This is a genomic window from Haemophilus parainfluenzae (genome assembly GCF_003252755.1).
Taxonomy (GTDB): domain Bacteria; phylum Pseudomonadota; class Gammaproteobacteria; order Enterobacterales; family Pasteurellaceae; genus Haemophilus_D; species Haemophilus_D parainfluenzae_N.
In genome coordinates this window covers 387018-413492 of the sequence record NZ_QEPT01000002.1, presented here as the reverse complement: position 1 = coordinate 413492, position 26475 = coordinate 387018, and the positions used below count along the sequence as shown (strand labels likewise).

Annotated in this window: 25 protein-coding genes, 1 other RNA gene and 2 pseudogenes; 20 read left to right on the top strand and 8 right to left on the bottom strand. The window is 38.9% G+C overall.

The genetic code is table 11. The features are described 5' to 3' along the window. Positions 1-60: 60 nt before the first annotated feature. The gene (locus tag DPV95_RS04505) at positions 61-951 is read right to left on the bottom strand and encodes an NAD(+) kinase (RefSeq protein ID WP_111315018.1); all 891 of its coding nucleotides are present in this window, start codon (positions 949-951) and stop codon (positions 61-63) included. A 130-nt stretch (positions 952-1081) separates the two neighbouring features. On the opposite strand from DPV95_RS04505, the gene grpE reads away from it, so the two are divergent. The 9 genes from grpE to cydC all read left to right on the top strand — a co-directional run bounded on the left by grpE (position 1082) and on the right by cydC (position 13352). Continuing rightward, positions 1082-1651 (top strand): nucleotide exchange factor GrpE, encoded by a 570-nt coding sequence (gene grpE / locus DPV95_RS04500; protein WP_165818926.1) that lies wholly within the window; start codon positions 1082-1084, stop codon positions 1649-1651. 264 nt (positions 1652-1915) lie between these two features. Continuing rightward, a complete protein-coding gene (gene nrdD, locus DPV95_RS04495) occupies positions 1916-4042 on the top strand; it encodes an anaerobic ribonucleoside-triphosphate reductase (protein ID WP_111406716.1) in 2127 nt (708 codons plus the stop codon). Positions 4043-4116: 74 nt separating this feature from the next. Beyond that, positions 4117-4698: a uracil-DNA glycosylase family protein gene (locus DPV95_RS04490; protein WP_111406715.1), complete on the top strand. Its 582-nt coding sequence runs from the start codon at positions 4117-4119 to the stop codon at positions 4696-4698. Positions 4699-4858: 160 nt separating this feature from the next. Further along, complete coding sequence (locus DPV95_RS04485) at positions 4859-6256, top strand: DASS family sodium-coupled anion symporter (RefSeq protein ID WP_165818925.1); 1398 nt, start codon at positions 4859-4861, stop codon at positions 6254-6256. Positions 6257-6388: 132 nt separating this feature from the next. Then, complete coding sequence (locus DPV95_RS04480; RefSeq protein WP_111406714.1) at positions 6389-7699, top strand: nucleobase:cation symporter-2 family protein; 1311 nt, start codon at positions 6389-6391, stop codon at positions 7697-7699. 119 nt (positions 7700-7818) lie between these two features. Beyond that, positions 7819-8676, top strand: a complete 858-nt coding sequence (locus DPV95_RS04475) for a co-chaperone YbbN (protein WP_111315015.1) — start codon at positions 7819-7821, stop codon at positions 8674-8676. Positions 8677-8765: 89 nt separating this feature from the next. After that, positions 8766-9719 (top strand): thioredoxin-disulfide reductase, encoded by a 954-nt coding sequence (trxB, locus tag DPV95_RS04470; protein ID WP_111406713.1) that lies wholly within the window; start codon positions 8766-8768, stop codon positions 9717-9719. Positions 9720-9861: 142 nt separating this feature from the next. Further along, entirely contained in the window at positions 9862-11622 is a 1761-nt protein-coding gene (gene cydD / locus DPV95_RS04465; RefSeq protein WP_111406712.1) for a heme ABC transporter permease/ATP-binding protein CydD, read from the top strand. Next, on the top strand, positions 11622-13352 hold the full coding sequence (cydC, locus tag DPV95_RS04460; RefSeq protein WP_111406711.1) for a heme ABC transporter ATP-binding protein/permease CydC: 1731 nt from the start codon (positions 11622-11624) through the stop codon (positions 13350-13352). The genes cydD and cydC overlap by 1 nt, the downstream gene beginning before the upstream one ends. Positions 13353-13378: 26 nt before the next feature. Here cydC and ffs read toward each other — a convergent pair. Continuing rightward, positions 13379-13477: signal recognition particle sRNA small type (gene ffs, locus DPV95_RS04455), an RNA gene on the bottom strand. 127 nt (positions 13478-13604) lie between these two features. Between ffs and nrdG the strand changes: the two genes are divergently transcribed. Further along, positions 13605-14072, top strand: a complete 468-nt coding sequence (nrdG, locus tag DPV95_RS04450; RefSeq protein ID WP_111406710.1) for an anaerobic ribonucleoside-triphosphate reductase-activating protein — start codon at positions 13605-13607, stop codon at positions 14070-14072. Here the strand turns inward: nrdG and DPV95_RS04445 are convergent. Both DPV95_RS04445 and DPV95_RS04440 read right to left on the bottom strand, forming a co-directional pair. After that, positions 14069-14857 carry a TatD family hydrolase gene (locus DPV95_RS04445; protein WP_111406709.1) on the bottom strand — a complete coding sequence of 263 codons (789 nt, stop codon included), beginning with the start codon at positions 14855-14857 and terminating at the stop codon, positions 14069-14071. The genes nrdG and DPV95_RS04445 overlap by 4 nt on opposite strands. Positions 14858-14914: 57 nt before the next feature. Next, positions 14915-15424 carry a peptidylprolyl isomerase gene (locus DPV95_RS04440; protein ID WP_005699853.1) on the bottom strand — a complete coding sequence of 170 codons (510 nt, stop codon included), beginning with the start codon at positions 15422-15424 and terminating at the stop codon, positions 14915-14917. 107 nt (positions 15425-15531) lie between these two features. On the opposite strand from DPV95_RS04440, the gene cysS reads away from it, so the two are divergent. The 9 genes and pseudogenes from cysS to DPV95_RS04390 all read left to right on the top strand — a co-directional run bounded on the left by cysS (position 15532) and on the right by DPV95_RS04390 (position 21529). Then, positions 15532-16911 carry a cysteine--tRNA ligase gene (gene cysS / locus DPV95_RS04435; protein WP_111406708.1) on the top strand — a complete coding sequence of 460 codons (1380 nt, stop codon included), beginning with the start codon at positions 15532-15534 and terminating at the stop codon, positions 16909-16911. A gap of 391 nt (positions 16912-17302) precedes the next feature. Next, a pseudogene (locus DPV95_RS04430) lies at positions 17303-17533 on the top strand (integrase core domain-containing protein); the annotation flags it as partial. A gap of 239 nt (positions 17534-17772) precedes the next feature. Further along, positions 17773-18213: an HvfX family Cu-binding RiPP maturation protein gene (locus tag DPV95_RS04425; RefSeq protein ID WP_111406736.1), complete on the top strand. Its 441-nt coding sequence runs from the start codon at positions 17773-17775 to the stop codon at positions 18211-18213. 32 nt (positions 18214-18245) lie between these two features. Beyond that, entirely contained in the window at positions 18246-18518 is a 273-nt protein-coding gene (gene hvfA / locus DPV95_RS04420; protein WP_111406706.1) for an oxazolone/thioamide-modified RiPP metallophore HvfA, read from the top strand. A gap of 77 nt (positions 18519-18595) precedes the next feature. Next, positions 18596-19516: an HvfB family MNIO-type RiPP peptide maturase gene (locus DPV95_RS04415; RefSeq protein ID WP_111406705.1), complete on the top strand. Its 921-nt coding sequence runs from the start codon at positions 18596-18598 to the stop codon at positions 19514-19516. Continuing rightward, a complete protein-coding gene (locus DPV95_RS04410; protein ID WP_111406704.1) occupies positions 19506-20219 on the top strand; it encodes an HvfC family RiPP maturation protein in 714 nt (237 codons plus the stop codon). The genes DPV95_RS04415 and DPV95_RS04410 overlap by 11 nt, the downstream gene beginning before the upstream one ends. Further along, positions 20204-20437: pseudogene (locus DPV95_RS04405) on the top strand (integrase core domain-containing protein); the annotation flags it as partial. The gene DPV95_RS04410 and the pseudogene DPV95_RS04405, both read left to right, overlap by 16 nt. Before the next feature lie 364 nt (positions 20438-20801). Continuing rightward, positions 20802-21350 (top strand): sigma-70 family RNA polymerase sigma factor, encoded by a 549-nt coding sequence (locus tag DPV95_RS04395; protein WP_065243342.1) that lies wholly within the window; start codon positions 20802-20804, stop codon positions 21348-21350. A gap of 11 nt (positions 21351-21361) precedes the next feature. Then, positions 21362-21529, top strand: coding sequence for an anti-sigma factor family protein (locus tag DPV95_RS04390; RefSeq protein ID WP_111406703.1), 168 nt, complete (start codon positions 21362-21364; stop codon positions 21527-21529). Between the two features lie 33 nt (positions 21530-21562). Here DPV95_RS04390 and DPV95_RS04385 read toward each other — a convergent pair whose 3' ends face one another. Continuing rightward, complete coding sequence (locus DPV95_RS04385) at positions 21563-22123, bottom strand: YtfJ family protein (RefSeq protein ID WP_111406735.1); 561 nt, start codon at positions 22121-22123, stop codon at positions 21563-21565. A 112-nt stretch (positions 22124-22235) separates the two neighbouring features. Here DPV95_RS04385 and DPV95_RS04380 point away from each other — a divergent pair, with 112 nt between their 5' ends. Next, positions 22236-22562 carry a zinc ribbon domain-containing protein YjdM gene (locus DPV95_RS04380; protein WP_054418140.1) on the top strand — a complete coding sequence of 109 codons (327 nt, stop codon included), beginning with the start codon at positions 22236-22238 and terminating at the stop codon, positions 22560-22562. A gap of 67 nt (positions 22563-22629) precedes the next feature. On the opposite strand, the gene pheA is transcribed toward DPV95_RS04380, so the two are convergent. The 3 genes from pheA to lpxC form a co-directional block, all read right to left on the bottom strand. Then, positions 22630-23787, bottom strand: a complete 1158-nt coding sequence (pheA, locus tag DPV95_RS04375) for a prephenate dehydratase (protein WP_111406702.1) — start codon at positions 23785-23787, stop codon at positions 22630-22632. 8 nt (positions 23788-23795) lie between these two features. Beyond that, positions 23796-25436, bottom strand: a complete 1641-nt coding sequence (ushA, locus tag DPV95_RS04370) for a bifunctional UDP-sugar hydrolase/5'-nucleotidase UshA (RefSeq protein ID WP_111406701.1) — start codon at positions 25434-25436, stop codon at positions 23796-23798. A 121-nt stretch (positions 25437-25557) separates the two neighbouring features. Continuing rightward, positions 25558-26475 carry a UDP-3-O-acyl-N-acetylglucosamine deacetylase gene (lpxC, locus tag DPV95_RS04365; RefSeq protein ID WP_049367802.1) on the bottom strand — a complete coding sequence of 306 codons (918 nt, stop codon included), beginning with the start codon at positions 26473-26475 and terminating at the stop codon, positions 25558-25560.

Here is a 26475-nt window from a genome sequence, read left to right as displayed (position 1 = left end):
TGTATATCCATATATTATAACTGATATAATATACAGTAAAGAAATTTTTAACTTTTTGGATTAGAAATTTTTAAGCCAGCCTAATTTCGTGCTTAATACATTGTAATAATTATAATTTTTCAGGTGTAATAAACGCAGTTTATGCGGGCTTTTTTCAATATGCACCACATCATCTGGGCAAAAATCGAGTGCAATTTGACTATCACAGCCTAATTCTAACTGTGAAGTGTTATGTTCTGCAAAGCGAATTGAAATTTTACTGTCGCCATCAATCACCAATGGTCGAGAAGAAAGTGTGTGCGGGAACATTGGCACAAGGGCAATCGCATTTAAATTTGGCGTTAAAATCGGACCGCCAGCGGAAAGTGAATAAGCCGTTGAACCTGTTGGTGTGGAAACAATCAAACCGTCCGAACGTTGAGAGAAAGCAAATTTATCGTTGATATAAACATGGAAATCAATCATGTGCGCGATTTTAGCGGGGTGAATAACCGCCTCATTTACTGCATTACCGCTAGAAATAATTTCGCCATTGCGTTCAATTTTTGCTTCCAACAAGAAACGCTCTTCGACAAAAAACTCGCCGCGTTCCAAACAAGCTTCAAGCTGTGCATAAGCATTTTTCGGGTCAATATCAGTCAAAAAGCCCAAGTTACCTCGGTTAATACCAATCATTGGAATATGATATTTAGCCAAAATGCGAGCTCGCCCTAGCATATTGCCATCACCACCAATCACAATCACAAGTTGTGCTTGCTCACCGATTTGTTCAACTGTCGCTAAAACCTCTTCTGGTAAACCAAATTTTTCACCGACGTCTTTTTCCACTAAAACTTGATATCCTCGCTCTTTCAGCCATTGATACAAGTTTTTGTGCATTTGCAAATTAATATCGCGACGCGGTTTTCCCATCAAGGCGATGGTTTTAAATGATTTGACTAATTCATCCATAACTATGATTACTCCCAAGTGCAAACTCACCGATTTCTGACCGCACTTGAATTTAAAATTTTAGCCATTATATTACATAGCAATTCAGTTTTGCTAAAATAGCGCTAATTTTTGATTAATGGAGAAAAAAATGTCAGAACAAGCACAAAACATAAATGAAGAAGTTGTTGAAGAAGTACAGCAAGAAACCACCTCAACGGAAGATCCATTAGAAGAAGCGATCGCTCGTGTACAAGAACTTGAAGAACAATTAAAAGCACAAGTAGAAGAAACTTCTAAAAAAGAACAAGATTTATTGCTTCGTACTCGTGCAGAAATTGACAATATGCGTCGCCGTAGCGAACAAGATGTTGAAAAAGCACATAAATTTGCATTAGAAAAATTTTCAAAAGATATTTTAAATACCATTGATAACTTAGAGCGTGCGCTTTCAACACCTGCTAATAAGGAAGATGAAAGCATCAAAGCGTTATTCGATGGTGTGGAGCTAACCTTGAAAGAGTTACTCTCAACGGTAGCTCGCTTTGGTGTTGAACCTGTTGGCGCAGTGGGTGAAACCTTTAACCCGGATCTCCACCAAGCCATCTCTATGCAACCAGCTGAAGGGTTTGAAAGCAACCAAATCACCACCGTTTTACAAAAAGGCTATACCTTAAATGGTCGTGTGATTCGCCCTGCTATGGTAATGGTTGCAGCTTAATTTCTTTTCTATGACTTAAAGAGCGGACGATTTTTCGTCCGTTTTTTTATTGCCAAAAAACTTGATTCAGATCAAATTTTTAAAAAATAATTTGAGAATAATTCTCAACAAAAACACTCTTGCTTCCCAGATTTATCAAGGTTTCAACTCAATTTCAGCCATCAAAACACACAAAATAACACTATATATTGTGTGTTGATCTATTAAATGAAACTATATATAGTGCTTTCAATTTTTCCACAGCTACCTTACAGGAGTCATAAAATGAACGCTTTCTTCGTGATTAAGCGTGATGGTTCACGAATTGGATTTGACCTACAACGTATTAATAATGCAATCAAAAAAGCAGCAAGTGCGGCCAATATTGTTGATGAAATTTATATTCATGAGCTTAGCCAGCAAATTAATACTGAAATTTTTAGTCATTATCAGCATGAAATTGATATCAACCAGATTCAAAAAATTGTTGAAGATCACTTAATGACAAGCAAGTATCCCCAAATTGCACGTGCTTATATTGAATATCGTCACGATCGCGACCTGGCACGTGAAAAACGCAGCCAATTAACCAAAGAAATTGAAGGACTGATTGAGCAAAGCAACGTGGAGTTGCTTAATGAAAACGCAAATAAAGATGCGAAAGTTATCCCTACCCAACGTGATTTACTGGCAGGTATCGTGGCAAAACATTATGCCAAACGTCATATTCTGCCAAGAGATGTTGTTGAAGCCCATGAAAAAGGGGAAATCCACTATCACGACTTAGATTATGCGCCATTTTTCCCAATGTTTAACTGCATGCTCGTTGATCTAAAAGGCATGCTTTCACATGGTTTTAAAATGGGTAATGCTGAAATTGAGCCGCCTAAATCTATCGGTACAGCAACAGCGGTTACTGCACAAATTATTGCTCAAGTCGCTAGCCATATTTATGGCGGTACAACCATCAATCGTATTGATGAAGTACTTGCACCTTATGTTCAACTCAGCTTTGAAAAACATTTGAAAAATGCCGCCCAATGGCAAATTCCGGATGCGGAAGGCTATGCAAAAGCACTAATTGAAAAAGAATGTTTTGATGCGTTCCAATCCCTTGAATATGAAGTCAATACGCTCCATACATCAAATGGTCAAACGCCATTTGTTACCTTTGGTTTTGGCTTAGGTACAAATTGGCAAGAACGGTTAATTCAGCAATCGATTTTGAAAAACCGTATTCGTGGCTTGGGTAAAAATCATAAAACGCCCGTCTTCCCTAAACTGGTCTTTACCATTAAAAAAGGCGTGAACCAAAACGAACAAGATCCAAACTATGACATTAAAAAGCTGGCATTAGAATGCGCTTCAAAACGCATGTATCCAGATATTTTAAACTATGATCAAGTGGTTAAAGTCACTGGCTCATTCAAAGCCCCAATGGGTTGTCGTAGCTTCTTGGGTGCTTATGAGGAAAACGAGCATGAAGTGCATGATGGTCGCAATAATTTAGGCGTGGTAAGTCTGAATCTGCCTCGCATTGCTCTGGAAGCACAAGGAAATGAAGAAAAATTCTACCGCACTTTAGATGAACGCTTAGCCCTTGCGAAGAAAGCCTTGCTTACCCGTATTGCGCGCTTAGAAAATACCAAAGCTCGTGTCGCGCCAATTCTCTATATGGAAGGCGCTTGCGGCGTTCGACTAAAAGCCGATGATAATGTTGCCGATATTTTCAAAAATGGACGAGCATCAATTTCTTTAGGCTATATTGGTATTCACGAAACCATCAATGCGCTGTATAAACAAGGACATATTTTTGACGATGAACAACTGCGTGAAAAAGGCATCGCGATTGTGCGTCGTTTAAATGAAGCGGTAAAACAATGGCAGAAAGAAACGGGTTATGCATTTAGCCTTTATTCCACACCAAGTGAAAACTTATGTGATCGTTTCTGCCGTTTAGATACCAAACAATTTGGTGTCATTGACGGCGTTACCGATAAAGGCTACTACACTAACAGCTATCACTTAGATGTAGAGAAAAAAGTGAATCCATACGATAAATTAGACTTTGAAATGCCTTATCCTGAATTAGCGAGTGGCGGCTTTATCTGTTATGGCGAATATCCAAATATTCAACATAACCTGAAAGCACTCGAAGATGTATGGGATTATAGCTACGATCGCGTGCCTTATTACGGCACCAACACGCCAATTGATGAATGTTATGAATGTGGTTTTACAGGAGAGTTTAATTGCACAAGTAAAGGCTTTGTCTGTCCGAAATGCGGTAATCATGACAGTGCAAAAGTCTCCGTGACCCGACGGGTTTGTGGTTATCTCGGCAGTCCTGATGCTCGTCCATTCAATGCGGGCAAACAGGAAGAAGTAAAACGTCGAGTGAAACACCTATAATGCCGCGATATTGATTATGATAAAATAGCTCATCAAAAGTGAGCTATTTTTATTTCAATAAATAAGGAAGTACTATGCCAACACTTACTCAAATCACTCAATCCATCATGCAAGATCCCGACAATCAATCGTTCACCGAAAAAGGCATTGAACCGCTTTTTGCTGCACCAACGACAGCTCGTATTAATATCGTCGGACAAGCCCCAGGAATTAAAGCCCAAGAAAGTCGTTTATATTGGAATGATAAAAGCGGTGATCGCCTACGTGAATGGCTGGGTGTGGATCGCGATACCTTTTACCATTCAGGTATGTTTGCAGTCATCCCGATGGATTTTTATTACCCAGGCAAAGGCAAATCGGGTGATTTACCGCCACGAAAAGGCTTTGCAGAGAAATGGCATGCACCGATTTTAGCTAACGTACCCAACATAGAGCTCACCATTCTTATCGGGCAATATGCACAAAAATATTATTTACCAGAAAACGAGCTTAATGTGACTGAAACGGTTCACCATTTCCGTGATTTTCTGCCTCAATTTCTCCCGCTCGTTCACCCTTCTCCACGCAACCAAATTTGGCTCAAGAAAAATCCATGGTTTGAACAAGAGATTATCCCGGCATTGCAAAAGCAAGTGAAAGCGATTTTATCTCGTTAATTTATCTCGCTAAATTGATATTTAATTAATGAAGTGCGGTCAAAAAGCATCTAGTTTTGACTGCACCTTTCTTTTATTATAATCAATTTTTAGTATGCATTATTTCCTGACTGAGGCCTGTTATGCTAAAATCGCCGGCCTTAAAAATATAGGAAAAAATATGCAAGTAATATCTGTCACAAACTCTCAACGAAAAGCATGGAATAAACAAACTATTATATTCCTTTCTGATGTAGCTCTCTTTTTTATTCTACTCAATACACTTCCTTTTGCCCCTGCTGAGAATAAAGGATTATCTTTACTCGCATTTGTGGCCATTCTATGGCTCACCGAAGCAGTTAGTGTAACCATCACTGCATTATTCGTTCCAATTCTATCTGTTCTATTAGGATTAGCTGATAGTCGAGAAGCCCTCGTAGCCTTTGCAGATCCAACTATCTTTTTATTCTTCGGTGGTTTTGCACTTGCAACAGCATTAAATGTGCAAAAGATCGACCAAATGATCGCTAATAAAATCATGCAGTTAGCGCGGGGTCGGTTATCTGTTGCTGTACTCTATTTATTCATCGCAACAGCATTTTTGTCCATGTGGATGAGCAATACCGCTACTGCTGCAATGATGATCCCACTTTCAATGACCATTTTAAGTCAGTTAGACCGTAATAAAGATCACAATACTTATGTATTCGTATTATTAGGCATTGCTTATAGTGCTACCATAGGTGGTATGGGAACCCTTGTAGGTAGCCCACCGAATGCCATTGCAGCATCTCAACTTCATTTAGGTTTTGCAGACTGGTTAATGTATGGCACTCCAGTCATGCTAATTTTATTCCCTGTAATTATTGGTTGGTTATACCTTGTTTTTAAACCCAAACTTGGCCTTCGTTTTGATGCGGAATTTGCCAAAATTCACATAACGAAAAAACGTATTTTAACCTTAACTATCTTTGTGACCGTGGCAATTCTTTGGATTTTTGGTGGCTACATCAACCCTATTCTTTCTCAATTATTAGGTTTACCAAAACCCATTGGCAGCTTTGACAGTATGGTTGCGCTCTCAGCAGCAATTGTCATCTGTGTAACCGGGATCGCAAGCTGGAAAGAAGTACAAGAAAATACAGAATGGGGCGTGTTATTCCTCTTTGGTGGTGGCTTAACCTTAAGTTCTGTGCTTACCCATTCTGGTGCAAGCAAAATCATGGCGGATGGTATCGTCTTCATTATTGAAGGGGGACACTACTATGTGATGGCATTAATTGTTGCAGCCTTTATTGTCTGCTTGACTGAATTTACGTCAAACACAGCAAGTGCGGCCTTACTTGTTCCAATCTTTATTTCCATCGCACAAGCACTAAATATGCCACCGCTTGGTTTTGCGATGATTATTGGTTTGGGTGCCTCTTGTGCCTTTATGATGCCGGTTGGTACCCCACCGAATGCAATTGTGTACTCCACTGGTTTCGTTAAACAATCCGAAATGATCCGCGTGGGTAAATTTATTGATTTAACCTGTATGGTCATTATTGGAACCATTGCTTATCTATTCTGGATGTAGCCTTTAAATCAAGCAAGTACGGTTGAAAATCACGTAATTTTAACCACACTTTTTTATTCTCTTTACGCAAACGTTTGCGGTAAATAAAAATTAACGTATAATTCGCACAATTTTTTTACTTAGGGAAACCAAATGAATAACAACCTGCTCTATACGGTGGAAGACAAACCACCTTTCGGATTGAGTTTACTCCTTGCGGCACAACATTTACTTGCCGCACTCGGGGGTATTATTGCTGTACCATTGGTCATTGGTAACGTCTTAAAATTACCTACCGAAGATACCATTACGCTAGTGAATGCTGCACTCTTGATTTCGGGTGTGGTGACCGTTATTCAATGTAAAGGCTTGGGACCTGTGGGCATTCGTTTACCAAGTGTGATGGGAACCAGTTTTACTTTCGTTGCCGCCGCACTGGCCATTGGTTTTAGTGAATATGGCATTGCGGGTATCTTAGGCGCATCTCTGGTTGGCTCATTAGTAATGATTATCGGCAGCTTCTTTATGCCGTATATTCGTAAATTATTCCCACCGATTGTGACTGGTACTGTCGTTATGATGATCGGTTTAAGCCTGATTCCTGTTGCCGTTGACTGGTTCGCGGGTGGGCAACGTGGTGATGCGAATTATGCGACACCTGAAAATTTAATGATGGCGAGCTTTGTGTTGGTGATCGTGGTTGCGCTCGTACAATGGGGCAAAGGCATTTTCTCCGCCGCAGCGATCGTTATTGGCATGATGACAGGTTATATTGTTTGTTTGGCGATGGGTTGGGTGAGCTTTGAAGGTGTAAAACAAGCACAAACTTTCGCAATTCCACAACCACTACACTTTGGCTTAGCTTTCCCAATTTCAGGTATAATCGGCATGTCCATTGCGTACTTAGTCACGATCGTTGAATCAAGCGGTAACTTCTTAGCACTGGGTAATGCGACTCAAACAGAAATCACCGGTAAACATTTACGCGGCGGGGTTCTAGCCGATGGTTTAGGTTCAGCTTTAGCCGCCATTATGTCTACCACACCATTCTCTTCATTCTCACAAAACATTGGTGTCATCTCACTAACGGGCGTGGCTAGCCGTCACGTGGTTGCACTAACCGGTGTGCTTCTAGCGCTAGCGGGCTTATTCCCTGTATTTGGTGCATTAATTGTATCAATTCCATTACCAGTATTAGGCGGTGCAGGCTTGATGATGTTCGCGATGATTATCGCTGCAGGTATCCAAATGTTGGATAAAGTGGCACGTAGCAAACGCAATGGTTTAATTATCGCGATTTCAATTGGCTGTGGCTTAGCCGTGACGACTCGTCCAGAATTGCTTGATAAATTACCGCACTTTTTCAAAGAAGTACTCGGTTCAGGCATTACCGTGGGCTCACTACTTGCATTAATTCTTAACCTCATGCTTCCAGAAGATAAAGCGGAAGAAACAAAAGAATAAAAATAGATAGCGAATAAGGGCAGATTAACACTGCCCTTTTCTTTTCCTGTAAAACATTTCTAAAACTGACCGCACTTTGTTAAAATCAGACATCATTTTCCATTTATCAAGGAATAAAAATGGCAGATTTACCTTTTTTAGTTGAACTGAACGAACAAAATCTTACTGAAACGTTGCAACGTTCGGTGGAAACCCCGCTTGTCATTAACTTTTATGCGCCAAGCCATAAAGAATCGGCAGATTTTGCAAAAGTTCTACAACGTGTTGCAGAACAACACCAAGGACAATTTATTCTAGGCTTAGTCAATTGTGAAACGGAGCAAATGATTGCTGCCCAATTTCGTATTCAAGCGTTACCAACAACCTATCTTTTCAAAGAGGCACAAGCATTAGATGCGTTCCCTGGTGCATTAGATGAAGCCAGCTTATTACAACGTTTAAGCGCCATTTTGCCAAAAGAAGAAGATTTAAAATTCCAAAAAGCCTTGGATTTTTTACAAGTGGAAGATTACGACTCTGCTCTTCCATTACTGAAAGAAGCCTGGGAACTTTCGGATAAGAAAAACAGTGATGTGGCGTTACTTTATGCGGAAACTTACATTGCCATGAAGAAAACGGAACCTGCGGCAGATATTTTAGCGCAAATTCCGATTCAGGATCGCGACAGCCGTTGGCATGGCTTACAAGCACAGATTGAGCTTTTAATTAAAGCAGCCGATACGCCAGAAATTCAGCAATTACAAGCGGATTATGCGAAAAATCCAACGCCTGAAATTGCGTTGAAATTGGCAGTTCAGCTACATCAAGCCAATCGAAACGAAGAAGCATTAGATTTATTATTTAGCATTCTAAAACAAGATCTTTCTGCAGAAAATGGTGAAGTGAAACAACAGTTTTTATCTATTTTATCAGCCATTGGCAATGCAGATCCTATCACCAATAAATATCGCCGATTGCTGTATTCATTGCTTTACTAATACGATCAACTATTTTTTTATGCATGAAGGCTTTATAATGGACGAATTCCAAAAGCCTCATGCTTTATTTTATAAACAAAGGATTCTTTATGTCAGACGTTAAACACAGCAAATTATTAATTTTAGGTTCAGGCCCTGCAGGCTATACCGCCGCTATTTATGCCGCACGTGCAAACTTAAAACCTGTTTTAGTGACCGGTCTTCAACAGGGCGGGCAACTTACCACTACTGATGAAATTGAAAACTGGCCGGGTGATTTTGAAATGACCACTGGTCTAGGTTTAATGCAACGTATGTTGCAACACGCCGAAAAATTTGAAACGGAAATCGTGTTTGATCATATTAACAAAGTTGATTTATCTTCTCGCCCATTCAAACTTTATGGCGATATGCAAACTTTCACATGTGATGCATTAATCATCGCAACAGGGGCATCAGCACGTTATATCGGATTAGAATCTGAAACCGCTTATAAAGGCCGTGGCGTTTCAGCTTGCGCAACCTGTGATGGTTTCTTCTATCGCAATAAACCGGTTGCCGTTGTCGGTGGTGGAAATACCGCCGTTGAAGAAGCACTTTACTTGGCTAATATTGCTTCTGAAGTACATTTAATCCACCGTCGCGATAGCTTCCGTGCAGAAAAAATCTTAATCGATCGCTTATACAAAAAAGTCGAAGAAGGCAAAATCGTGCTTCATACTGACCGCACTTTGAATGAAGTGTTAGGCGATAACATGGGCGTAACAGGTGTACGTTTAGAAAACGTGAAAACCGGCGAAAAAGAGGACATCAAATTAGACGGTTTATTTATTGCCATCGGTCATGCGCCAAACACTGAAATCTTCCAAGGTCAGCTTGAACTTAACAACGGTTATATCGTCGTTAAATCTGGTCTTGAAGGCAATGCAACAGCAACGTCAGTGGAAGGCGTATTTGCTGCGGGAGATGTGATGGATCACAACTATCGCCAAGCTATTACTTCAGCAGGTACAGGCTGTATGGCTGCATTAGATGCTGAACGTTATTTAGATGCACAAGAATAAATTTCCTTATTTATTTTCCCCCTCTTTAGCCAAGAGGGGTTAAGGGAGATTTTAAAGAATCAATTTTGTATCAATAAACTCGCCCTTCAAGCTCCCTCTCAATAGAGAGGGAGAACTTTTTAAATACTAACTCTACAAATCTATGGACAAACTTCGCCAAAAATATTTACAAAAATGGCTTCGTGCGCAGCAACAACCTGTTAAAAAATTAATGCGCACCAATATTGCCCTTGCCACACTTTCTTCCTTAATTCTTGTGGCTCAAACCTATTTTCTTGCGACATTGCTCGACAAGCTGATTATGCAAAATGTCGATCGCACTGAACTGGTTCCATATTTTATTGCATTAATCATGACTTTTGCTTTGCGTTCGGTTATTTTATGGCTACGCGAAAAAATTGGCTTTAAAGCAGGTCGATTACTGCGCAATCATATGCGCCAAAAGATCTTAGACAAAATCCATCAAGTTGGGCCGGCCACCATCAATAATAAACCAGCCGGTAGCTGGGCAAGTATCATGCTTGAACAAGTGGAAAATCTGCATAACTTCTATGCACGTTTCTTACCACAGCAAAGTTTGTCTGCCATTGTACCAATGGTGATTTTAATTGCCGTATTCCCGCTCAACTGGGCGGCAGGACTGATTTTGATGTTCACGGCACCGCTTGTACCAATTTTTATGATTCTGGTGGGGATTGCGGCGGCAGATAGCAGCCAAAAAAATATGGCGACCCTTTCTCGCTTAAGTGCACAATTCTTGGATCGCTTACGCGGTTTAGAAACTTTACGTCTTTTCAACCGCACTTCAGAACAAACTCAACATATTGAAAGCACAACGGAAGACTTCCGAGAAACCACAATGGCTGTGCTTAAAATGGCGTTTCTCTCTTCTGCCGTGTTAGAGTTTTTCACCTCCATTTCCATTGCTTTAATGGCGGTATACTTTGGTTTTAGCTATTTAGGCCAAGTCGAATTTGGCACTTATGGCACCACGCTAACCTTATTTACCGGCTTTTTCTGCTTAATTCTGGCACCAGAGTTTTATCAGCCATTGCGTGATCTCGGGACTTACTACCACGATCGTGCAGCCGGTATTGGTGCTGCTGATGCCATTGTCGATTTCTTAGAGGCAGATTATTTAATTGCACATCAAGGCAATGAACAAATTCCAGTGCAAAGTGCGGTCGAGATTCTGGCTGAAAATTTAGTAGCGCTTTCTCCACAAGGTCAAGCATTAACGAAGCCGCTTTCATTCCATATTCCGAAAGAAAGCCATATTGCACTTGTGGGTCAAAGTGGTGCAGGAAAAACCTCTTTAATCAATGTATTACTCGGTTTCTTGCCTTATGAAGGCAGCTTAAAAATTAACGGTGTGGAACTGAATCAAAGCCGTTTAAGCGACTGGCGCAAACAAATTGCGTGGGTAGGTCAAAACCCATTATTGCTACAAGGTAGCATCAAAGAAAATCTACTTTTAGGTGATATTCAAGCCACCGACGCACAAATCGAGCAAGCCTTGATTTCTGCTCAAGCGAAAGAGTTTACCGATAAATTAGGCTTGGATAGCGAAATTAAAGATGGCGGCATTGGTGTATCTGTAGGTCAAGCTCAACGCTTAGCGATCGCTCGTGCTTTACTACGCAAAGGCAATTTATTATTACTCGATGAGCCAACGGCTAGCCTCGATGCTCAGTCTGAAAATCTGGTACTTGCTGCCCTTGCGGAAATGAGCCATAACCAAACGACCTTAATGATCACACACCGTATTGAAGATCTAAAACAATGTGACAATATTTTTGTGATGCAAGAAGGTGAAATTGTTCAACAAGGGCATTTCAACCAATTAAAAGATCAAGGCTTCTTTGCCGAATTATTGGCTCAACGAAAAGAGGATATTCAATAATGCGTGCTTTAATTCCCTTTTTACGTTTATTTAAATTCGCCAAGTTGCCTTTATTTTTAGGCTTGGTTTTAATGATTACAGGCCTCGCATCCAGTATTGGCTTGCTAACCACATCGGGTTGGTTTTTAGCAGCAACAGCAATTGCGGGTCTTGGCACGTTATTTAATTTCTTCTATCCATCTGCTTCTGTGCGTGGGCTTGCTATTAGCCGCACCCTTTTCCGCTATTTTGAAAAGTTAGTGACGCACGATGCGACTTTCCGCATTTTGGCTAAATTACGGGTACAAGTTTTTGAGAAGATTATTCCATTAAGTCCTGCAGTGTTAAATCGCTACCGTAACAGCGATTTATTAAACCGCTTAGTATCGGATGTAGATACCCTCGATAGCCTTTATCTTCGTTTAATTGCACCATTTATTACGGCTATTTTTGTGATTCTAGCCATGTGTATTGGTCTAAGTTTTGTCAATGTACCTTTAGCCTTAGGTCTAGGTGTGAGCCTGCTTTTATTAGTATTCATCATCCCAACCGTTTTCTACCAACTGGGTAAAAAATTTGGCGACAAACTCGTGCATTCACGTGCACTTTATCGCACGCAATTCTTAGAATTTATCCAAGCACAAGCGGAATTATTGCTCTTTAATGCCGAAGATAAATTGAAAGATAACATGGCTAAAACTGAAGCTAACTGGCAAGCCGATCAACAAAAAGAAGCCAATTTAAGCGGATTTTCGACTGCACTTTCACTCTTCTTAAATGGTTTAATTATTGCCGCAATGTTGTGGTTTAGCTCACAAGCGGAGTTTGGTAATGATGAATATCGCATGGCATTTATTGCGCTCTTCACTTTTGCGGCCTTAGCCTCATTTGAAATCTTAATGCCATTAGGTTCTGCATTCTTACATATTGGGCAAGTCATTGCGTCAGCTGAACGTATGACAGATATTATCGAGCAGCAACCATTAGTGGCTTTTAATGGCAAAGCGGAGTTCGATCAAAACGCCACAACATTAATTGAAGCCAAAGATCTTTCTTTTACTTATCCTGAACGTCAAAATCGTGCTTTAGAGAATTTGAATTTAACTATTCAAAAAGGCAAAAAAGTCGCAATTTTAGGTAAAACAGGCAGCGGAAAATCCACATTATTACAGCTTTTAGTGCGTAATTATGATGCTAATCAAGGAGAATTATGCCTTGCTGAAAAACCCATTGCTGATTATTCAGAAGACACATTACGCAACCAATTCTGCTTTTTAACACAACGTGTTCATGTATTTAGCGATACGCTTCGTCAAAATCTGCAATTCGCAAGTGCGGTCAATATTTCAGATGAAAAAATGATCGAGGTGTTAAATCAGGTTGGTTTAGGCAAATTATTGGAACAAGAACAAGGCTTAGATATTTGGCTAGGTGATGGCGGCCGTCCACTTTCTGGTGGAGAACAACGTCGTTTGGGCTTAGCGCGTATTTTGCTTAATGATGCGCCAATTTTATTATTAGATGAGCCAACTGAAGGTTTAGACCGCGAAACTGAGCGCCAAATTTTACGTTTGATTCTTGCCCATGCTGAAAATAAAACCTTAATTATAGTGACTCACCGGTTAACGGCGATTGAGCAATTTGATGAGCTTTGTGTGATTGATGAAGCGAAGCTAATTGAAAAAGGCACTTACGCAGAATTATTGCAATTAGAAAAAGGGTTCTTTAAACAATTAGTGGAGCGTATGTAAAATAAGGAAGGATAAGTTGGGTGGAAATCTTCCCAGCTTATTCTCGGCACACAGAAATTCCGACTTTGGCTGCTTTCTTCCGAACCTGACCGAGTAAACCGGACACCGTTGCGAGAGACCGAGAAGATTCCCATTGATATCGCAATGCGATTAGGTGGGCTATTATGCAAGAATTGACCCGGTATTGCAAAGGTTAATTTATCAATTCGGTGAATTTGACGAGAAAATCGACCGCACTTTTGAGGTAAAACCATGAACTATCTCCAATACTACCCTACCGATGTTGTAAATGGCGAAGGCACGCGTTGTACCCTTTTCATTAGCGGTTGTACACATGGTTGCCGTGGTTGCTACAACCAAAAGAGTTGGTCTTTTGATAATGGCGTATTATTTGATGAGGCGATGGAACAACAGATCATCAATGATTTAAAAGATACGCGTATTAAACGTCAAGGGCTCACACTTTCCGGAGGGGATCCGATGCATCCACGTAATGTTGAAGCCTTACTTCCTTTTATTCAGCGTGTCAAAAAAGAATGTCCCGATAAGGACATTTGGGTATGGACGGGTTATAAACTGGATGAACTTGATGATTATCAACGTCAAATGTTGCCTTATATTGACGTGCTTATTGATGGAAAATTTATACAAGAACAGGCTGACCCAAGCTTAGTTTGGCGAGGTTCAGCCAATCAAGTGATTTACCGTTTTAAGGTTTAACCGAATAAGGTTAAGCTATTCTGCCAAGCTGTTTCTTTAATCACTTCAGCATTTTCACTTCTTAAACGGCATAACACCTCAAAGGTGTGAACAATCAGCTCTGGTCGATTAGGTTGTCCTTGAAAGCCAAACACTGGCATATCTGGTGTATCCGTTTCTAATACCAACGCCTCTAATGGCAGCTTAGCAATCGCTTGGCGCGTTTTATTCGCACGTTCATAAGTAATCGTGCCGCCTACGCCAATTTTATAGCCTAAATCCACAAATCGTTTTGCTTGATCATAACTTCCAGAAAAACCATGCACCACACCACATTTTGGCAAATTAGCCTGTTTTAAAAAACGGAATAATTGCTCGTGAGATTTTCGACTATGTAAATTAACTGACAGATTATATTTCTTCGCTAAATAAAGCTGACTCTCCAGAAAGTACTGTTGTTTTTGCCATAATTCATCAGTCAATAAATCAGGAATCGCACACTCTAAGCCTATTTCTGCTACGGCTGTACAATTTTGATTACGAACAGATAATGCCGCATCTAATATCTCTAAATCATGCTCTTGATGTTCTTTGATATAAAGAGGATGTAGCCCAAGCCCACAATAAAGATGCTCAGGGAAAAGTGCGGTCATATTTTGGATCGTTTTAAAATCCGACTCTTTTACCGCCACAATCAAGATTTTTTGCACATCAGCTTGCTTAGCGTTCTCCACGAGCTGAGCTAATGGCTCACCAGTGTCATGATGAAGATAATCAAGATGGGTATGAGTATCGAAGAAAGGCATCGCGTTATTTCACTTAAGAAAAAGGTGTGTAGATTATGCATCCACACACCAAATTAATTATTCTACAGAAACGGATGTAATCACCACATCTTCTGTTGGTACGTCTTGGTGGAAGCCTTTATTGCCGGTTTTTACTTTTTTGATTTTATCAACCACATCCATGCCTTCAACCACTTCACCGAATACGGCATAGCCCCATTCTTGCACGACTTCACGGCCAAACATCTCTTTTGAACGGTAGTTTAAGAAGTCATTATCAGCCACGTTAATGAAGAATTGTGCCGTTGCAGAATGTGGATCAGAGGTACGCGCCATGGCGATTGTGCCACGTTTATTGCTTAAACGATTGTTGGCTTCATTTTGGATCGGTGCGTTTGTTGCTTTTTCACGCATTCCGCTTTCCATACCACCGCCTTGAATCATAAATCCATCAATAACACGATGGAAAATTGTGTTATTATAGAATCCGTTTTTACAATAATTTAAAAAGTTTTCTGCAGTGATTGGCGCTTTATCAAAATCAAGTTTAATTTTAATATCGCCGAAATTTGTGTGTAATGTAACCATGTTGTTTTCCTCTTGAAAATTAAGGCGTTCATTATTCCACAAATGGCAAGAAAGTGCCACAAGGAGCAGAAAAAGTGCGGTCGAATTCCAATCAGAAGAGAAAAAATATGTTAAAGATCTTTAATACCCTCACTCGTGAAAAAGAAGTGTTCAAACCTATCCATGAAGGAAAAGTGGGTATGTATGTGTGCGGCGTGACCGTTTACGATTTATGCCATATTGGCCATGGTCGTACCTTTGTATGTTTTGATGTGATTGCCCGCTATTTACGTTCTTTAGGTTACGATTTAACTTATGTGCGTAATATTACGGATGTAGATGACAAAATTATTAAACGTGCATTAGAAAACAAAGAAACCTGCGATCAACTTGTGGATCGTATGGTACAAGAAATGTATAAAGATTTTGATGCATTAAACGTATTACGCCCTGATTTTGAACCTCGTGCGACGCATCATATTCCTGAAATTATTGAGATTGTGGAAAAACTGATTGCACGTGGTCATGCTTATGTCGCCGATAATCGTGATGTCATGTTTGATGTGGAAAGCTTTAAGGAATACGGCAAATTATCACGCCAAGATCTCGACCAATTACAAGCCGGTGCACGTATTGAAATTAATGAAATCAAGAAAAATCCAATGGATTTCGTGCTTTGGAAAATGTCAAAAGAAAACGAACCAAGCTGGCCATCGCCATGGGGCGCAGGTCGTCCAGGTTGGCACATTGAATGTTCGGCAATGAACTGTAAACAACTTGGTGAGCATTTTGATATTCATGGCGGTGGTTCTGATTTAATGTTCCCGCATCACGAAAATGAAATTGCGCAATCTTGCTGTGCTCATGGCGGCCAATATGTGAATTATTGGATCCATTCCGGCATGATCATGGTAGATAAAGAAAAAATGTCGAAATCCCTCGGCAACTTCTTCACTATTCGTGATGTATTAAACCACTACAATGCTGAAGCGGTGCGTTATTTCTTATTAACGGCACACTATCGCAGCCAACTCAATTATAGTGAAGAAAACCTGAATTTAGCACAAGGTGCATTAGAACGTTTGTACACCGCTTTACGTGGCACCGATCAAAGTGCGGTTGCTTTTGGTGGTGAAAATTTTGTGGAAGCCTTCCGTGAAGCCATGGACGATGATTTCAACACACCAAATGCCCTTTCTGTCTTATTTGAAATGGCACGTGAAATCAATAAATTGAAAACTGAAGATGCAGAAAAAGCCAATGGTCTTGCTGCGCGTTTACGTGAGTTAGCGGGTATCTTAGGTTTACTTCAACAAGATCCAGAAAAATTCTTACAAGCTGGCTCTGACGATAATGAAGTCGCAAAAATTGAAGCACTCATCAAACAACGCAACGAGGCTCGTGCAGCTAAAGATTGGGCTGCTGCAGATGCGGCACGTAATGAACTTACGGCAATGGGTATTGTGTTAGAAGATAGCGCTAACGGCACGACGTGGCGTAAACAATAATCTCACGTTGATACAAAAACTGCGGTCAAATTGACCGCAGTTTTTCTTTTAAGCAGAAAGCATTACATTTTGGGGGCTTCCATTGTTTTTGCTTTTTTCTTCATTTCTTTTGCTTTCATTTCTTCTGACTTCATATTATCCATTTTCATATCCTGAGACTTCATCATGCTATCAGACTTCATACTATCTGATGCCATTTTACGGTATTATGTAGCAGTTGCATAAAGTCCGAAAATTGACTAATTTACCGCATAAATTTGAATGCCTTTCCAAATGAAAATTGTGAAAGGCATTTCTTTTACCTCAAATTCTAACTTTAACCTCGCAATTTTTCACATCAATTTTCCATTTTTTCAAACTCAAGGTGTAGCTATTCCGCTCAACCTTCATTCAGGTAACTCAAAGTATGAGTCGCCGAGGTAACTGTTGGGATAATGCTCCAATGGAGCATTGGTTTCGCAGCTTTAAATATGAATGGATGCAAGAGGGCGACTATCTAACCTTGGGGCAAGCGATAGACGATGTGAGAGCTTATATGATGTATTACAATTTTGTTCGCCCACATCGTTACAATCAAGGTTTGGCGCCTGTTTTAACAAAAAAACCTATCGGGGACTGTTGAATTAGCTGATCACTACATTAATCAGCAAAAGATAAAAGGGCGAAGATTATTAGAATCTTTGCCCTTAATGTTATCTGCATTTTTACAAAAAATAATATTTTCAATTTTTTGAAAAAAAGTGTAAGAAAAAAGGCTTATCTCCGACTAATAGAATAACTAGGAAGCATTTCCTACCATAATGAACTAAATAGTTTCATAAAATAGGTAATCAATCAGAGGAAAAAATGAAAGATTGTAAGATGCAAGGTATCAGCAGCGGCGTGAGTTTATTGATTTTACGCTTTTTTCTTGCGTGGGAATTTTTAGAGGCAGGGTTAGAAAAATGGAATGGTCAAAATTGGTTTACTGAAATACAAGATCGTTTTCCTTTTCCGTTTAATCTTATTCCTGCTGATATTAATTGGCACGTTGCAATGGGGGCGGAATTAATTCTCCCTTTCTTGCTAATATTCGGAGTACTAACTCGTTTTAGTGCATTAAGTTTAACGATTTTAATCTCTGTCGCGTGGTATAGTATTCATGCTGATTCAGGTTATAACGTTTGTGATAATGGTTATAAATTACCATTAATTTATGTGGTAACTTTATTAATCTTAATTACGCAGGGAGCTGGGAAACTCTCTTTAGACACGCTTATTAAGAAGGTTTATCCAACTAAAAGCTGGTTGAAATTCCTCTAACTATATTCAATATCAAATTCTAGGAGATTTAAATGAAAAAATTATCCACTTTAGCCGCATTAGCTGGAGCATTAACGATGACAGTAGCTACTGCTACACACGCTGAATCAAAATCAAGCAGTGCGGATAAAGCTGCAACACCTTGTGTAGGTGATAAATGTGTGAAAACAAAAGCTGCAGAAGGTAAATGCGGAGAAGGCAAATGTGGTGCAAACGAAACGAAAGCCGCAGAAGGTAAATGTGGTGCTAGCAAACCAAAAGCTGCAGAAGGTAAATGTGGTGAAGGTAAATGTGGCTCTAAATAATCGTATTTTAATCTAGATGCCATACATAACACTGGTGTAAATTTACACCAGTGTTGTATTAAAAGGAGTAAATAATTATGTTACAAGGTGCAGGATTAGGGTATCGTCGAGATTTAGCGGATGATTTTTTGAATTTATCATCAAATAATGCGATTCAGTTTATGGAAGTTGCGCCAGAAAATTGGGTAAAAATGGGGGGAGCTGCTCGTTATAAATTTGATCAAGCCGCTGAAAGATATCCACTTGCGGTACATGGACTATCACTTTCATTAGGCGGGCAAGCACCACTTGATCGCGAGTTATTAAAAAATACTAAAGCATTAATGACTCAATATAATTCGACATTTTTTTCTGAACATTTGAGTTATTGTGAATGTGAAGGGCATTTATATGATTTATTACCTATGCCATTTACTGAAGAAGCTGTAAAACACGTAGCACAGAGAATCCGCTATGTGCAAGATTTTTTAGGATTACAAATTTCATTAGAAAATACCTCTTATTATTTACACTCTCCCACCAGCACAATGAATGAAGTAGAATTTTTAAATGCTATTGCACAAGAAGCGGATTGTAGTATTCATTTAGATGTGAATAATATTTATGTAAATGGCATCAATCACGGTTTACTTGATCCTTATGTTTTTTTAGATCAAGTAGATGTGAAACGTGTCAATTACATTCATATTGCAGGACACGACGAAGAACATTCTGCCGCACAAGTTGTGGAGGATTTAGAAGGAGAATCATTTAATAAAATAAAAGGGGCATATCGCTATTTACCAGAGTTATTAATTGATACGCACGGTGAGGCAGTAAAAGGTACTGTGTGGGATTTATTAGAATATGCCTATCAACGATTATCCGTCATTCCGCCAACATTATTAGAGCGTGATTTCAATTTCCCTCCATTTGCAGAACTTTATGCTGAAGTTGAACATATTGCACAACTACAGCAAAAATATGCTCAAAAAGAGGTAATATCTTATGCAGCCTAAACCTTCGCTTATTGAAACACAAAAAGCACTTGCTACAGCAGTTCGATTGGCTCATGCTCAACCTTTAAATGGTTATGCTCCGAATCGCCTCGCTGTTTATGCTCGCTTAGTTCGAAATAACATCTTTGGTTTTATTGACCGCTGTTTTGTTGAAGCACCTAAACACGTTTCTGCTGAGAGTTGGTCTCAGACAAAAGAAACGTTTGTATTAACAGGAAAATCTCATTCGCCTTATTTTCAAGATATTGCTGGAGAATTTCTCTTATTTTGTCAAGAAAAAGAGAGTTTTGATGCCAATATACTGGCATTGATGGATTTTGAAAATACTCAGTTACTTGCAGAAGTTTCTTTAGCAAAAGTACCTGAAAAATTTGAGTGGAATAAGCATAGCGTAATGCAGTTATCTGATGCAGCTTATTTAAAAAGCTATGAAGTCGATTTTTTATCAAGCAATTTTAAACAATTTGATGAAAACCCTATGCAAGCTGTTATATGGCGGGATAGCGATTTTAATATTCTGCAACAACGCTTATCTGAACTTGACTTTTGGCTATTAAGTTATATACAAGAACAACCTTCGTCCTTAGAAGAGATATTATCTGCCTTAAATACTGTAGTTGAAGATAGCCCCCCCTTAATTCCATTATTGGAAAACACTTGGGTGAATTGGATTAATGCTGAAGTGCTTTATCCCAAAGTATGAGTCGCCAAGGTAACTGTTGGGATAATGCCCCAATGGAGCGTTGGTTTCGTAGCTTTAAATATGAATGGATGCAAGAGAGCGACTATATAACCTTGGGGCAAGCGATGGACGATGTGAGAGTTTATGTGATGTATTACAATTTTGTTCGCCCACATCGTTACAATCAAGGTTTGCTAGCTATTTTAACAAAAACAACCTATCGGGAACTATTGAATTAGCTGATCACTACATCCCTATTGAGTTAAAATTTCAATAGGAATTTTAAGGTTTTTAATCGGTTAAACCTTTGTGCAACTGCTACATAATACCGCCATTTTATCATTTTGCATCGGATCGACTCTTTGGTCATAGGCATGAGAGCTTTTGTCATTGACATCTCATTGGATTCCATATCTATCGCATAAAAGACTGGTTGCAAAGAAAAGTGCAGCAATAGCAGTAAAGGTTGTTTTTACAGTAATATTTTTCATTTTAAATCTTCCTTAATTTGTGAATAATTAGCATGATCTAGAAAGGTCTTTTCCTTTCATTATCATTAGACGAATGAGAACCTATTTCTTACACATTTTCCAAGGAAAAAATATGGAAACCGGAATTTCCGATAAAGAACTGATACAAATTAGAGAGCAAATGCTGAAGTTTGCCACATTACAGGTGAGTAATCCTGTATTAGCTGAAGATTTGGTTCAAGAAAGTTTTTTGAGTGCATTTAACAATCTCGAGCACTTTAAGCGACAAGCCGCATTTAAAACGTGGGTCTTTGCTATCTTAAAAAATAAAATCATCGATTTTCTTCGTCAGAAAGGCAAATTTGTACTAGAAACCGAAATCGAAGATGAAGAACAAACGAATCATTTCTTTGATGAAGGAGGGCACTGGAAAGCTGAACATTCCTCGCTTGATCTTGAACAGAGCGAAAGTGCGGTCTATTCTGAAGAGTTCTGGCTGATTTTTGAAACTTGTTTAACTTGCCTACCTGCCAAACAAGCCAAGATTTTTATGATGAGAGAGTTTTTGGAATTATCTTCTGAAGAAATTTGCCAAGAAAATCAACTAAGCATAAGTAACTTGCACACGACACTCTATCGTGCCCGCTTACAACTTCAAAACTGCTTATCTCATAAACTTTAAGGAGTGACTTTATGAAATGTCGCCAAGCGACTCGCCTTATTTCAGATGCCCAAGAACGACAATTAATGATCAAAGAAAAAATTGGGCTCAATCTGCATCTTTCCATGTGTACACATTGTCGTAAATTTCAACGAAACTGCAATACATTGAGAAAGTTAATGAAGGATTTCAAGGGATAAAAAAGCGGAAGAAAATTTCCGCTTGTAAGTCTATTACTTCGCCATTAACGCTGTTACACGTGAAACCACCTCTTTGACTTCATCATCCGTCAATTTACCTTCTTTCACAAATTGCACTTTGCCGGTTTTATCAAGCAAAATAATCACACTGTCTTTTTCACGCAATCCCCATGCATTTTTGACCGCACTTTTATCATCTAAAATCACTTGGCTGTGGGCATTTTCTTTTTTGCCTTTTTCTGCACTACTTTTCACAAACATGCCTGTGCCCACAACAGCATCATCAGCATTAATAATCGTCGTGGTTTGATATTTAGCTTGGTTAAAATGAGCGGCTTTGATAGCTTCGATCATCGCTTGATTTTTCTCTTTTGCCGCACTTCTGCCTGCAATATGCTGAATCACACGGACTTTGCCAGGTAATGCCGTTGAGCTCCATGATTTATAAGCCGTATCATTGCCATTTAAAGTGATTTCACCTTTATCCGAAACCGTTACATTGGCTAAAAGTTGGTTAGGTTGAATATTGTGCGCGAATGCATTAATTGAGATTAAACTGCCCATCATTGCACTCAAAAGCATAATTCTTTTCATAAATACCTCATAAATTTCGTGAAATTGCCCATTTTTTTGGCGAATAGTCACTTTTTTGTTATACTCCGTGCGCATTATACTTTGCTTAAATCAGATAAAGAAGGAAAAAGAAATGGATCAAATGCCAGCTTGCCCAAAATGTAAAGGCGAATATGTTTATCATGATTCTGTAAATTTTGTTTGCCCTGATTGTGGTAATGAGTGGAATGGTAATGAAACAGTTGAAGCCGATGACGATCAACTGATTGTTAAAGATAGCAACGGTAATTTATTAGCCGATGGTGATGATGTGCTTTTAATTAAAGATTTAAAATTAAAAGGCTCATCTGAAGTGTTGAAGAAAGGCACTAAATTCAAAAATATCCGTTTAGTTAACGGAGATCACAACGTCGATTGTGGAAAAATCATGTTGAAATCCGAATTCTTGAAAAAAGCTTAAGAATTCACAATAAAAAGAGCGGTCGATTTTAACGTTGTTTTAAATCGACCGCTCTTTTTTATTTTCGTTATACCTTCGCAGGTTTCACAATTTCACTTGGATAACAACCAAGCACTTTCAGATAATTACTGAATTGCTTAAGCTCTTCCAAGGCAATTTGGGTATCTGGATGATGAATGTTTCCTTCAATCTCCAAATAGAACATTTCTTCCCAAGGTTTGCCATAAATTGGACGAGATTCAAGCTTGGTCATATTAATACCGTGCTTTTTAAACACAAGTAAAGCATCCACTAGGGAACCCGCTTGTTGCGATGTTGTCATCAACAATAAAGTTTTTGTGTGAATTTGTGGTGAAACTTCACGAGCTTGTTTGGCTACCACAATAAAACGAGTAATGTTGTTTTCTTGATTCGCAATATTATGTTTTAACACATATAAGCCGTAAAGCTTGCCACCATCTTCATTACCTAATGCCGCAATATTCGGTTTATTCAAGCTTGACACAAGCTGCATTGCATGAGAGCTACTTTCGCAGTACTCGATATGCACACGCTCAAGACTTTGAATAAATTGACTACACTGCTGGATCACCTGTGGATGGCTATAAAGTGTATCAATTTTGCTTAAATCATCCTGCTCATTCACTAAAACACAGTGCTTGATAGGATAAGCCAACTCGCCCACCAAAGATAAGGTGGTATGTTGAAGCAAATCATAAACTTCATTAATTGCACCAGATGTGGTGTTTTCTAAAGGAAGTACGCCATAATCAGCTTCTCCGCTTTCAACTTTTTCAAAAATTTGAGCAAAGGAATCACAGCTGATTTCAGCAAATTGTTGATGGTAACGAGCCGCATAGTTACGCGCAGCCAAATTAGAGTAAGAACCACGCTTGCCTAAGAAAGCGACATGTAACGTTTCTTCTCGTTGCTCATTGAGTTTTTTCTGCAAATACACTTGCTGTGTGAGCACAGAATCTTCAATGATTTTTTGGAAGACTGACGTAATATACTGTGGTTCAAGCTGATAATTTTGACTTTCAGCAAATTGCACAAGCTCTTGTAAGAGCTGTTGTTCACGCTCCAAATCGCGCAACGCTTTTTGCGTCACTTCTTTACTTCTTACTACATCATATGCCAGGCGGTGACGCTCTGAAAGCAGCTTTAACAAGCTGCGATCAATTTGCGTAATTTGCTGACGAATTTCTGATAAATCTAATGCCATTTCATTCCTTATTTAAAGGTTATTTCATTATGAGGGATGTATTTTTTAGCATTAATAGGTGAATTTTTCTCAAAAAATTCTTTTAAAACATCCGCATCAATAAAACCAGTGTTTACGAAAGTTGGATTTTTTGTCATGACTGGATAACCATCTCCACCCGCCGCATTATAACTTGGTAAAGAAATACGGTAAGTTTTATTTAAATCCAATGGTTTACCTTGAATTTTCACATTTTCAACTTTCTTATCCGCACGATTTACTGTCATGCTGATACCTGAGTATTGTGCATAAGCACCAGAATCCACTTCTTTCAATGCGACTACATTTAAATAATCCAATAATTCTTTACCGGTTAATTCAAAATAGCTCACAATGTTACCAAATGGATGGATTTTTAAAATGTCTTTATAAGTCACATCACCTTCTTGGATAGAATCACGAATACCACCTGAGTTCATGATACCAATATCTGCTTTCGCTTTTTGACGTTGTGCTTCTGCAATTAAGTGACCAAGGTTAGTTTGTTCAAAACGGATGATAGTACGATCGCCTTCTAACTTACCTTTTAGTTTACCCACTTTTTGGCTTAATAATGCATCACCTTTATCTTGATAAGTTTTTAAAAGTTTTTCCATTTCAGGATCTTGTGGAATCTCTTCGGCATAGTTTACATATTCTGTTTTACCGTCTTCTTTTTTCACTTTTTTCTTCAAGTTCACTGGAATTAATTGATAATTCACTAATTTTAATTCACCATTTTTGAACTCAAAGTCAGCTCGACCAACGTATTTACCCCATTCAAACGCTTGCATAATCCAAGTACCATTTTGGAAATCTGGTTTACATGGCTGAGTTGGTTGATAATCTTTAATCCATACGCCTTTATCATCTACACAAATTGGATCATGGCTGTGACCACCAATAATCATATCAAATGCGCCTTTATCTAAATTACGTGCAAGACTTACATCACCCGGCGCATTTGAACCATGTTTCGCATCATAATAATAGCCCATATGCGTTAAAGCAATTTTTACATCTGGCTTAACTTTTTCATTTAGCTCTTTTAATGTGGCTTTTGCTACCGTTGTTGGATCTTCAAACTTCACATTATGAAGGTATTCTGGGTTGCCTAATTTTGCAGTATCCTCAGTAGTTAAACCGACCACTGCAATTTTAAGATCTTGTTTATTTAAAATCGTATAAGGCTTAACTAAGGTTTTACCTGTTTTCGTATTAATCACGTTTGCAGATAAGAATGGGAAGTTTGCCCATTTTTCTTGCATATCAAGAATTTGTAGTGGATTATCAAACTCGTGGTTACCTAATACAGTTGCCTCATAGCCCATTGCGTTCATTGCTTTAATATCTGGTTCTGCTGTTTGCATATCTGACTCAGGTACACCAGTATTAAAATCACCTGCATTTAATAAAATGAGTGAGCCACCTTTTTGCTCGACTTCAGCTTTTACGCGATTAACAATTGTTTTGTGAGCAGGAAAGCCATATTCACCTTTTGCATTCGGCCAAAAATGTCCGTGCGTATCATTAGTGTGCAATATGGTAAATTGATAGGTTTTATCCTGTTCATATGCCATTGCAGCAGAAGTTGCTAGCACAAGAGGAAGCACGGTAAATAATTTTTTCATAATAAAAATACCTCTATTTTTGACCGCTCTTTACCTTCGCTGAAAACAAAAATAACAGAGCAAGATAGGAAATAAAAAAGCTATACTCCCGAAAGAAGTATAGCTTTTCAACAAAACATTGTTAGATGAGTACCTGCGCAGGTGCAACATAACCTTGTGGAACTTGTTTCTTATCTTCAAAGGTAACAAATTCCCACGCTTCCTGATCGGCGAGTACAGCACGGAGTAGCTTATTATTTAAACCGTGACCAGATTTATAAGCTTTGAAATCACCGATGATGTTATAGCCACACATATAAAGATCACCAATTGCATCAAGCATCTTATGACGAACTAATTCATCTCTGAAGCGTAATCCATCTTCATTTAAGATTCGGTAATCATCTAATACGATAGCATTATCTAAGCTGCCACCTAATGCAAGACCTTGAGATTGAAGATACTCAATATCTTTCATGAAACCAAAGGTTCTTGCACGACTAATTTGATGTACGAATGCTTGTGCAGAAAAATCCATCACATAATTACATACATTTTTACTAATCGCAGGATGATTAAAGTCGATTGTGAAATCTAAACGGAAACCATTGTAAGGTTTAAATTCTGCCCATTTATCACCGTCTTCTACTCGTACATTTTTCTTAATACGAATAAATTTCTTCGGAGCATTTTGTTCCTCAATACCAGCATCTAAAAGCAAGTAAATGAATGGGCTTGCACTACCGTCCATGATTGGAATTTCAGGTGCATCAACTTCAATAATAATATTATCGATACCTAGACCAGCCAACGCTGCGTTTAAGTGTTCTACGGTTGAAACACGCACACCTTGTTCATTCACAAGTGCAGTACAAAGCATTGTATCGCGCACTGAATCCGCATTTGCAGGGAAAGTCACCGGCGGATTAAGATCAGTACGGCAGTAAATTACACCAGTATTCGGCATAGCCGGACGCAACGTTAATGTTACTTTTTTACCGCTATGTAAGCCTACACCTGTGACTTTAATGCTTTGTTTTAATGTTCTTTGTTTAATCAT

What these genes read in the sequence shown, in the direction of transcription:
- DPV95_RS04410 (WP_111406704.1), top strand. Translation starts at nt 19,506, where the DNA reads ATGCAGCCTAAACCTTCGCTTATTGAAACACAAAAAGCACTTGCTACA.
- DPV95_RS04415 (WP_111406705.1), top strand. Translation starts at nt 18,596, where the DNA reads ATGTTACAAGGTGCAGGATTAGGGTATCGTCGAGATTTAGCGGATGAT.
- cysS (WP_111406708.1), top strand. Translation starts at nt 15,532, where the DNA reads ATGTTAAAGATCTTTAATACCCTCACTCGTGAAAAAGAAGTGTTCAAA.
- DPV95_RS04445 (WP_111406709.1), bottom strand. Translation starts at nt 14,857, where the DNA reads ATGCCTTTCTTCGATACTCATACCCATCTTGATTATCTTCATCATGAC.
- DPV95_RS04485 (WP_165818925.1), top strand. Translation starts at nt 4,859, where the DNA reads ATGCAAGTAATATCTGTCACAAACTCTCAACGAAAAGCATGGAATAAA.
- nrdD (WP_111406716.1), top strand. Translation starts at nt 1,916, where the DNA reads ATGAACGCTTTCTTCGTGATTAAGCGTGATGGTTCACGAATTGGATTT.
- DPV95_RS04395 (WP_065243342.1), top strand. Translation starts at nt 20,802, where the DNA reads ATGGAAACCGGAATTTCCGATAAAGAACTGATACAAATTAGAGAGCAA.
- DPV95_RS04475 (WP_111315015.1), top strand. Translation starts at nt 7,819, where the DNA reads ATGGCAGATTTACCTTTTTTAGTTGAACTGAACGAACAAAATCTTACT.
- DPV95_RS04385 (WP_111406735.1), bottom strand. Translation starts at nt 22,123, where the DNA reads ATGAAAAGAATTATGCTTTTGAGTGCAATGATGGGCAGTTTAATCTCA.
- DPV95_RS04380 (WP_054418140.1), top strand. Translation starts at nt 22,236, where the DNA reads ATGGATCAAATGCCAGCTTGCCCAAAATGTAAAGGCGAATATGTTTAT.
- DPV95_RS04440 (WP_005699853.1), bottom strand. Translation starts at nt 15,424, where the DNA reads ATGGTTACATTACACACAAATTTCGGCGATATTAAAATTAAACTTGAT.
- DPV95_RS04390 (WP_111406703.1), top strand. Translation starts at nt 21,362, where the DNA reads ATGAAATGTCGCCAAGCGACTCGCCTTATTTCAGATGCCCAAGAACGA.
- hvfA (WP_111406706.1), top strand. Translation starts at nt 18,246, where the DNA reads ATGAAAAAATTATCCACTTTAGCCGCATTAGCTGGAGCATTAACGATG.
- pheA (WP_111406702.1), bottom strand. Translation starts at nt 23,787, where the DNA reads ATGGCATTAGATTTATCAGAAATTCGTCAGCAAATTACGCAAATTGAT.
- trxB (WP_111406713.1), top strand. Translation starts at nt 8,766, where the DNA reads ATGTCAGACGTTAAACACAGCAAATTATTAATTTTAGGTTCAGGCCCT.
- DPV95_RS04425 (WP_111406736.1), top strand. Translation starts at nt 17,773, where the DNA reads ATGCAAGGTATCAGCAGCGGCGTGAGTTTATTGATTTTACGCTTTTTT.
- DPV95_RS04505 (WP_111315018.1), bottom strand. Translation starts at nt 951, where the DNA reads ATGGATGAATTAGTCAAATCATTTAAAACCATCGCCTTGATGGGAAAA.
- DPV95_RS04490 (WP_111406715.1), top strand. Translation starts at nt 4,117, where the DNA reads ATGCCAACACTTACTCAAATCACTCAATCCATCATGCAAGATCCCGAC.
- DPV95_RS04480 (WP_111406714.1), top strand. Translation starts at nt 6,389, where the DNA reads ATGAATAACAACCTGCTCTATACGGTGGAAGACAAACCACCTTTCGGA.
- grpE (WP_165818926.1), top strand. Translation starts at nt 1,082, where the DNA reads ATGTCAGAACAAGCACAAAACATAAATGAAGAAGTTGTTGAAGAAGTA.
- ushA (WP_111406701.1), bottom strand. Translation starts at nt 25,436, where the DNA reads ATGAAAAAATTATTTACCGTGCTTCCTCTTGTGCTAGCAACTTCTGCT.
- cydD (WP_111406712.1), top strand. Translation starts at nt 9,862, where the DNA reads ATGGACAAACTTCGCCAAAAATATTTACAAAAATGGCTTCGTGCGCAG.
- cydC (WP_111406711.1), top strand. Translation starts at nt 11,622, where the DNA reads ATGCGTGCTTTAATTCCCTTTTTACGTTTATTTAAATTCGCCAAGTTG.
- nrdG (WP_111406710.1), top strand. Translation starts at nt 13,605, where the DNA reads ATGAACTATCTCCAATACTACCCTACCGATGTTGTAAATGGCGAAGGC.
- lpxC (WP_049367802.1), bottom strand. Translation starts at nt 26,475, where the DNA reads ATGATTAAACAAAGAACATTAAAACAAAGCATTAAAGTCACAGGTGTA.